This is a genomic window from Bacillus sp. GMs2/2, from assembly GCF_050172095.1.
Lineage (GTDB): Bacteria > Bacillota > Bacilli > Bacillales > Bacillaceae_G > Bacillus_A > Bacillus_A cereus.
On sequence record NZ_JBNLYE010000188.1, the window covers coordinates 1 to 7,620 of the forward strand.

Consider the following 7,620-nt stretch of genomic DNA (forward strand, 5'->3'; position numbering starts at 1 on the left):
ACCAGCCGTCATTTTTGTTTCACTTCCATCTGGCTCTTGTAATCCAGAAGCATTTGCAAATTTAGCATGTTCCGACATTTTTAACTGTTTCGCTTTTGCATCCATAAGCTGAACGAAATCTTTCTCCGATTTTGCCATATGTTCTGCTAAAGCCACAGCCGAATTATTAGCTGACTCAATCATTAATGCATGATATAAATCTTTAACAGTTAATGTGTCATTAACTTGTACTGGGATTCTCGCTCCTTCTGTTTGTGCCGCCTTCGCACTCATTTTTACTGGATCTTCCCAGCGAACTTTCCCGTTATGTATACTCTCTAGTAAGAGATACGCTGTCATCATCTTAGACATACTAGCCGGTGCAAAAGCTTCATTTTCATTATATTGATAAATAATATCTCCATCACTCGCATCGATAATCATAGCTGCTTTTGCGTTAATTTCTGGTGGGATGTACTTTGGCGGGACTACTTTTTCAGTAAATCCTGCTTTAGGTAGTTCTGCCACTTGCAAAGGTTGTCCCTCTACATTCGCTATGCTCTTTTGATTTCCTTGGAATAAGAACCAACATATCCCTAAAATAATAACTAATAGGACTGTCATCCTTCCCCATTTTAACCGATTCATTTCAAAACTCCTTTAGCAAACCTTTTATACACTCACATTTAACCTTAACAACAATTCCTTTATATAGTCAAGGTAAAAGGTATATTTATTCATATACAGCAATGATTATTTTAATTTATTTATGTTAAACTTACAATATTGAAACGTAAGAATATTCAATAATAAAATCTCGTAAATAAAGCGAAACTTTAATCAGCCCCACCAATCGGGCTACCCGTCAAATAGCGAGATAAACTATTTAATAGAAGGGATTCAGACAAATGCTACTTCCAAAATCATTAAAATACGGAGACACAGTTGGGATCTACTCCCCTTCTTCACCAGTAACCTACACTTCTCCAAAAAGATTTGAACGAGCAAAATCTTACTTACAACAGAAAGGGTTTCATATATTAGAAGGTTCATTAACAGGTCGATATGATTTTTATCGTTCTGGTAGTATACAAGAGCGTGCTGAGGAACTAAATGTCTTGATAAGAAATCCTAATGTTTCTTGTATTATGTCAACAATTGGTGGGATGAATTCAAATTCAATATTACCTTATATTGATTATGATGCTTTTCTAAAGAACCCTAAAATAATGATTGGGTATTCAGATGCAACTGCTTTATTACTAGGAATTTACGCCAAAACAGGAATCCCTACATTTTATGGACCAGCTCTCGTCCCTTCCTTTGGCGAATTTGAACCTTTTGTTGATTGCACATACAAATATTTTGCTGAAACTTTACTACATGATCATTCTCTTCCTTATCATATAAAACAACCATTATTTTGGTCAGATGAATTTATTAATTGGGAAGAAAAGACGAAGGAGAAAGAACTTCGACCAAACGATTGGATTTCAGTAATTGATGGAAAAGCTACTGGGCGTATTATTGGCGGGAATTTAAACACGATACAAGGAATTTTGGGTAGCCCCTATATGCCACATATTCAAGAAGGCGACATTCTCTTTATTGAGGACAGTTCAAAAGATGCAGCTACTATTGAAAGAAGCTTTTCATTACTTAAAATTAACGGTGTATTCGATAAAATTTCAGGTATCATTCTTGGAAAACACGAGCAATTTGATGATTGTGGTACCAACCGAAAACCTTTTGAAATACTATTAGAAGTACTTCAAAATCAAAGAATTCCTTTTCTAGCTGACTTCGATTGTTGTCATACACATCCCATGATTACCATACCTATCGGTGTTCAAGTAGAGTTGGATGCAACAAATAAAACGATACATATTGTAGAACCTTGGAAAAAATGAATTCATAGATAGCTTCTATTGTTTTACAATAAAAGCCATGATACTATATAATTTGGAATGTGAAAGGTTAAACAAAATACGTTCCAATATATATCATTAGAAAAATTAGGTATAAATATATATTTATATGCAAAAGAGAGTGAATAAATGAAACCAACTATTAAAAATTACGTATTTTTACATGTAGCTTTTTTGATATATTCTATCATTATGGTTTACATGAAATGGGCAGCTAAATTCCCCATTGCTTCCATCTCATTTTTTGTTGCTTATTTCGGACTAGTTATACTTTTATTCGGATATGCAATTTTATGGCAACAAGTAATTAAACATTTCGAAATTTCAAAAGCATATTCACATCGCGGAATTATTATACTGTGGTCAATGCTTTGGTCAGTATTTCTATTTGGAGATACTATTCAGTGGAATCATTTACTTGGTGCAGCTATTATTATCGTCGGGATTGTGGTGGTGACAAAAGATGAATAGTTATATGTTATTATTTATTTTCGGGATAATTTTAGCTAATTACTCACAAATATTATTAAAAAAAGCTACTTTGCAACAATACGATTCTAGAATAAAAGAATATGTGAACCCTTATGTTATTATCGGCTACTCTTTATTTGTAATTAACGCCGGATTAAATGTTATCGCCATGAAGGGCATGGCATTAAAACAAGCATCAGCATTAGAATCCTTAAGTTATATCATCATATTAATTTTTGGTTGGTATTTCCTAGGAGAAAAAATAACGAAACGTAAACTCATCGGCAACATGATTATTATCGTTGGTGTAATCGTTTATTGTATCCAATAGTAAAAAGCTCCGTTTATCACAAACGGAGCTTTTTACTATTGACCTAAATTTTGCACTTTATCTTTCAAATCTCGAACTTGATCTACCGTCTGCATAAGCTCAGAGTTTTTAAATTGCTCTACATCCACTTTGCCTTCTTCTATCTTTGTCTTCGCCGTATCAATTAACGTATTTAACTTTTCGTTATATCCGACGATTTGTTGATGAAGATCCTTTGCTACATCAGGTGGCGTTAATTCATTGAATGCAGGTATATCTTGTTTAATTTCACTAAGCTTCGTTTCTAATTCTTTTCGAGCCTCGCTATCATTAACGGCCTTTTCTGCTAATGCTGGTGCATCATTTGCAAATGCACTTATTTCATTTACATAGTCTGTCGCCTTTTGAGCATAATCTATGGAGTTCTTTCCTTCCTCCACTATTGAACATCCCATTAAACCAATTGAAACTATAAATACTAATACAATTGATTTTATTTTCATTTTAGACCCCCTTCGTCCTTATAATTGTCTGTAATTTTCTCTATACATAACTTCTAGCTAAATTGTTTATAACCTTTTTCAAATAGCTATTTACCCTCTTACATGCCCTATTATCGTTACAACATCTTTTTCTATATGTACGCTTATAATATCTTCAATTATATCCATATACCCTTGTCCTATAGCTGTTCCATAGTGTAATGTAAGCCCCTTCTTTTCATACACTGACTTTGGCACTGAAAAAATAAATCTCCTCAAGTTTCTTTCATCAGCTGGTTCCATAATTAAAACAATCCCATCCTCATCAAACATATACGCTCGCCCTCCAACTTTACATTCACTATGGCTCAGTATTGCCTTGGTCAGCAAAATTTAAAACATAATAAGTTAAGATACACTCCGCTCTATCATAAAGTGAAACTTTAATTAACCCTCACCAGTCGAGTCTTTATCGGCAAATAGCAGGATAAAAATAAAAAGCATTCATTCTTTTTTGTTAAGAATAAATGCTTTTTAAAAAATTAATTTCTAACTCTAGCATCTTTTTTTGACGAGGTTTTACTTTCCTTACGGGAACTCCAGCGTAAATATACCAATCATCTAAACTCTCTTTTACCATACTCATCGCGCCGACTGCCGTACCTTCTCCTACAATTACATTTGGAAAAATAATAGAATTGGCACCAATAATCACATGTTTTTTTAAAATAACTTTTTCTGCTTTCACATTCCTATATTGATTCGGGACGGTTGGCCCCATTAATGTATTTCCACTGAAATCATCAAGTACTGCATATACGATTGTTTTAGCTGAGATGTTTGCAAAATCATGCATTTCAATCCCAACTTCCCCTCCATATAAAGCTGTATACGCTGATATGTGCGAATAACTTCCAATTGTGATTTTACCACTTAAAATGCAAAAATCATCAATTCTTACATGATTGCCAACTGATATAGCACTCGGATTATATATACTTGCTTTTTTACTAACCAATACATTTTTCCCAACAGATAAAAATCCAATTTCCTTTAGTTCTTCTTGACTATAAAAACTATTCATCTACCGACACCACCTTCTGCTCTAAACAGATTACAATTTGCTCTACTAGTTCTTTCGTCATTCCTTCCCATAAAGGTAAACTTACGATTCGTTTTGCTATTTTATTCGTCTTTGTTAAATCTGTAGACTTATAGTTTTTAAAAAGAACTTGTTGGTGGCAAGATGGTGAAAAGTATAATCTAGCTTCTATTTTCTGTTTTTTCAGTTCTTCTATTACTTGTATGTTGCGAACTTCTTCTGGACAAATGATAGGCATAAATTGGTGAATAACTGCTTCTGTCTTTTGGACTTTCCACCCTTTTTTCATTAACCCAGTATTTTGTAACAACTGTTTATACCATTCAGCAATACGAGTGCGTTCTTTTAATTTTTGATCCCACTTTTTTATAGTCGCAATCCCAATAGCTGCTGCGTATTCAGACATTTTACAATTAAACCCCATCATCGTGCATTCACGATTTCTATCAAATCCGAAATTCCCCATTCTTTTAATACGTTGTATATCTTCTTCGTTTTTACTATATATGAGCCCTCCTTCACCAATTCCGAAAGGCTTTGTTGCATGAAAGCTATATACGATCATTCCACTAAAATCTTGACCGTAATGCATTCCTCCATTCATTAAACCAAATCCCGGCGCCGCATCTACGACAACCGGAATCCCCTTCTTCTCTAATTCTTCATATTCTTCTAAGTTCATCCATGATCCAAAAGTGGCGTACGGGACAACAATCGCAACCTCTTCTTTTAATTCTTCTATCTTATGCAAAAGTACGGTTTTATCCATATACCAATCATCTATTGAAATATCAATAAAGTAAGGTTCCAATCCACACCAAATAGCGGCTAAGGCAGTCGCAGGGAATGTAAAGCTAGGCATGAGAGCATACTTTCCCTTTCTTCTTTTCTTTAGTTGAATAGCCGCCATTAACCCTAACGTTGCGTTTGCTACTGTTGTAACAGCTCCCCTGTTTTGAAAAAATGACGACATAATTGTTTCCTCAAAACGTTGATTTATAGGTCCATAATTCGTATATATGTGAGATGTATCAATTTCCTTCAATTCATCCAAATACTCACTTACAGGTACAGTTGAAGCACGTAAAAAAGGAATACTCTCCATATCTATCTATTCCTTCCTATCATTTTCGGACAATATAGAGCATATCTGTTTCAGATAATCCAAATTTCCTAGCACTTTTCATTCCTTGTTTTTCCGCTATGTTATATAATTCCACCTTAAATCCTACATTCATTAATCGTTGAATAAATCCCGATTGATTATAAATTCTCACATGATCTTCTTGACCAAAAGCTAATTTCCTCAATTGTGGTGTTACAATTAATTCATTCTCTACAATAAAATCTACATTCATTACGATTGGTACTTGAATAATTCCCCATCCATTTGGCTTTAACACTCTATATAACTCTCGCATTGCTTTGTCATCATCAGGAACGTGTTCTAACACATGACTACATAATATTACATCAAAAGTATTACTATCATATGTAATCCTTGTAACATCAATTTCCTTCATTAATGGATCCTTTGGTTCTAAGTCACCACATACATACGTAATATTTTTATACTCGTTAAACCAATCTCTTAACTTCGCTTCAGGTGCAATATGAAGCATAGTATAGTTTCTATTTAACAAGTCCGTTTCCGTTTCAATGTACGCACGATACAATCTTTCACGATCCATCGAATTACAAACTGGACATATCCCTGTATCTTTATTCCACATCTCAAATTTATATTTCGGAAAATCATAATGTGCTGGCCAAGGTGAAAATTTTTCAAATTGTTGATTGCAATATTGACAATAACAAGATTCTTTCTCGAACATATGAGCAACTAACTTGTTTAACCCTTTTTTTATCTTTTCATTATAAATTTGATCTAGTTCGCCATTTCTTACTGCATCCTTAACTATAAATCCCGCATTTTCTAAACAATAAGATAAACTCTCTTTATACTCACTTTCGGAGCTTAAAAATCCACTATTATATGCATCTATAATTAATTCAATCCACTCTTCAATTGTCATTAAAATAAAATGCATTTGTTTTTGATTTTGTCCACTATGTTGTCTAAAATAACTAAGAGGTTCTTGTATATAAACTACTTTTCCTTTCCTCATCATATCTAGCCAAGTTGCAATGTCATTAATAGCAGAATAAGCCTTTCCTTTAAAATATCCAAACTTCCCGTCAAACAAATTCCGATTAAACAAAACAGTTGTTGGCTCACCAACTACATTTTTCAAGTTTTTTAACATATAATTCCCTAATTCTTTTCCTTCAAAAAGTGTAGTTTCTTTCGCGATTTTCATATTTAATGTTGAAGGTGGTAATATCTCTCCATTCTCATCAATCAGTTCACGATATGACGTCACAAATGAAATATTTTCTAACGTCAAAAAGTATTTCATCATTCTCTCGATCTTTTCATGATGAAATAAATCATCATCTAATAAAAAGTTTATATAGTCCCCATTCGCAAGTTCTACACACTTATTAAAGTTTTCAGCAACTAACGGCGTTTCATTTTTAACATATGTAATACACTCATATTCACGTAAGTACGGTTGAATCATAGCATTGACTTCATCATTTGTACTGTCGTCAGAAATAATAATTTCAATATTTTCATATGTTTGATTCAAAGCGCTGTTGAGTGCTAATTCCAAGTAATAAGGTCTATTGTATGCGGGAATAAGTATACTTACTTTCGGTAAAGAAGAATTATTATTTATATGTTGTTTTTTCTTTTCTATGTTTATTTTCTTCGCTCTAATTTTTTGGTAATAGTCTAATGTATATAATATCGATGATGGAACTATCCTTCTTGCATAATCTAGAAAATTAGTTATTGCTTTGTCTAACTCTTTTTCAGTGGATAAGAAACCATATTTTTCGCCTGCTATAATACTGTGTGAAAAATCTTCTAACCCATCCATCATTTTATTAGATTCATTTAACTGTTGATCTGGATGTAATCGAAAGTAACTAAGTGTCTCTGCTATATATACTGCTTTTCCTTTACTTAATAAAGATAACCATGAAGCTATATCTACGTTACATAAATACCGCCTCTTATCAAAAATCCCATATGGTTCTTGTAAATCATTTTTACGAAATAAAACTGTTGTCGGTTCTCCAATATAATTTTTTTGATCCACAATTACCTTATTTCCTAATTCTGTTCCCGCTATAATGGTATCCTCTTCAAATAAACGGACAGTCGAATAAATATGTCGTAGCTCTTTCCCTTTATCATCAATGACTTGACGATGAGATGTTACAAGCTTAATTTCATTATCTAAATCATCGAAAAAATACTTCATCATTTTTTCAATT

9 protein-coding genes are annotated in these 7,620 nt (G+C 33.0%); 3 read left to right on the forward strand and 6 right to left on the reverse strand.

The annotated features are described in order from the left end of the window. The coding region (locus ACQGS6_RS19275) for a D-alanyl-D-alanine carboxypeptidase family protein (RefSeq protein WP_426965447.1) at positions 1–627 on the reverse strand (627 nt) is incomplete at its 3' end. 260 nt (positions 628–887) lie between these two features. Between ACQGS6_RS19275 and ACQGS6_RS19280 the strand changes: the two genes are divergently transcribed. The 3 genes from ACQGS6_RS19280 (at position 888) to ACQGS6_RS19290 (ending at position 2,709) form a co-directional block, all read left to right on the forward strand. Continuing rightward, positions 888–1,889, forward strand: coding sequence for a S66 family peptidase (locus ACQGS6_RS19280; protein WP_000926335.1), 1,002 nt, complete (start codon positions 888–890; stop codon positions 1,887–1,889). A gap of 147 nt (positions 1,890–2,036) precedes the next feature. After that, entirely contained in the window at positions 2,037–2,378 is a 342-nt protein-coding gene (locus tag ACQGS6_RS19285; protein ID WP_000805125.1) for an EamA family transporter, read from the forward strand. After that, complete coding sequence (locus tag ACQGS6_RS19290) at positions 2,371–2,709, forward strand: EamA family transporter (protein ID WP_001089868.1); 339 nt, start codon at positions 2,371–2,373, stop codon at positions 2,707–2,709. The genes ACQGS6_RS19285 and ACQGS6_RS19290 overlap by 8 nt, the downstream gene beginning before the upstream one ends. Before the next feature lie 35 nt (positions 2,710–2,744). Here ACQGS6_RS19290 and ACQGS6_RS19295 read toward each other — a convergent pair whose 3' ends face one another. The 5 genes from ACQGS6_RS19295 to ACQGS6_RS19315 form a co-directional block, all read right to left on the reverse strand. Beyond that, complete coding sequence (locus tag ACQGS6_RS19295; protein WP_000695229.1) at positions 2,745–3,191, reverse strand: DUF6376 family protein; 447 nt, start codon at positions 3,189–3,191, stop codon at positions 2,745–2,747. A gap of 90 nt (positions 3,192–3,281) precedes the next feature. Next, complete coding sequence (locus ACQGS6_RS19300) at positions 3,282–3,503, reverse strand: hypothetical protein (protein ID WP_326318722.1); 222 nt, start codon at positions 3,501–3,503, stop codon at positions 3,282–3,284. Between the two features lie 184 nt (positions 3,504–3,687). Next, on the reverse strand, positions 3,688–4,254 hold the full coding sequence (locus ACQGS6_RS19305) for an acyltransferase (protein ID WP_001084166.1): 567 nt from the start codon (positions 4,252–4,254) through the stop codon (positions 3,688–3,690). Further along, complete coding sequence (locus ACQGS6_RS19310; RefSeq protein ID WP_426965448.1) at positions 4,247–5,377, reverse strand: DegT/DnrJ/EryC1/StrS family aminotransferase; 1,131 nt, start codon at positions 5,375–5,377, stop codon at positions 4,247–4,249. The genes ACQGS6_RS19305 and ACQGS6_RS19310 overlap by 8 nt, the downstream gene beginning before the upstream one ends. Before the next feature lie 19 nt (positions 5,378–5,396). Beyond that, on the reverse strand, positions 5,397–7,620 hold a 2,224-nt coding region (locus ACQGS6_RS19315), incomplete at its 5' end, for a glycosyltransferase (RefSeq protein WP_426965449.1).

Coding starts and splice junctions, on each gene's coding strand:
- ACQGS6_RS19280 (WP_000926335.1), top strand. CDS start 888: ATGCTACTTCCAAAATCATTAAAATACGGAGACACAGTTGGGATCTAC.
- ACQGS6_RS19285 (WP_000805125.1), top strand. CDS start 2,037: ATGAAACCAACTATTAAAAATTACGTATTTTTACATGTAGCTTTTTTG.
- ACQGS6_RS19290 (WP_001089868.1), top strand. CDS start 2,371: ATGAATAGTTATATGTTATTATTTATTTTCGGGATAATTTTAGCTAAT.
- ACQGS6_RS19295 (WP_000695229.1), bottom strand. CDS start 3,191: ATGAAAATAAAATCAATTGTATTAGTATTTATAGTTTCAATTGGTTTA.
- ACQGS6_RS19300 (WP_326318722.1), bottom strand. CDS start 3,503: ATGTTTGATGAGGATGGGATTGTTTTAATTATGGAACCAGCTGATGAA.
- ACQGS6_RS19305 (WP_001084166.1), bottom strand. CDS start 4,254: ATGAATAGTTTTTATAGTCAAGAAGAACTAAAGGAAATTGGATTTTTA.
- ACQGS6_RS19310 (WP_426965448.1), bottom strand. CDS start 5,377: ATGGAGAGTATTCCTTTTTTACGTGCTTCAACTGTACCTGTAAGTGAG.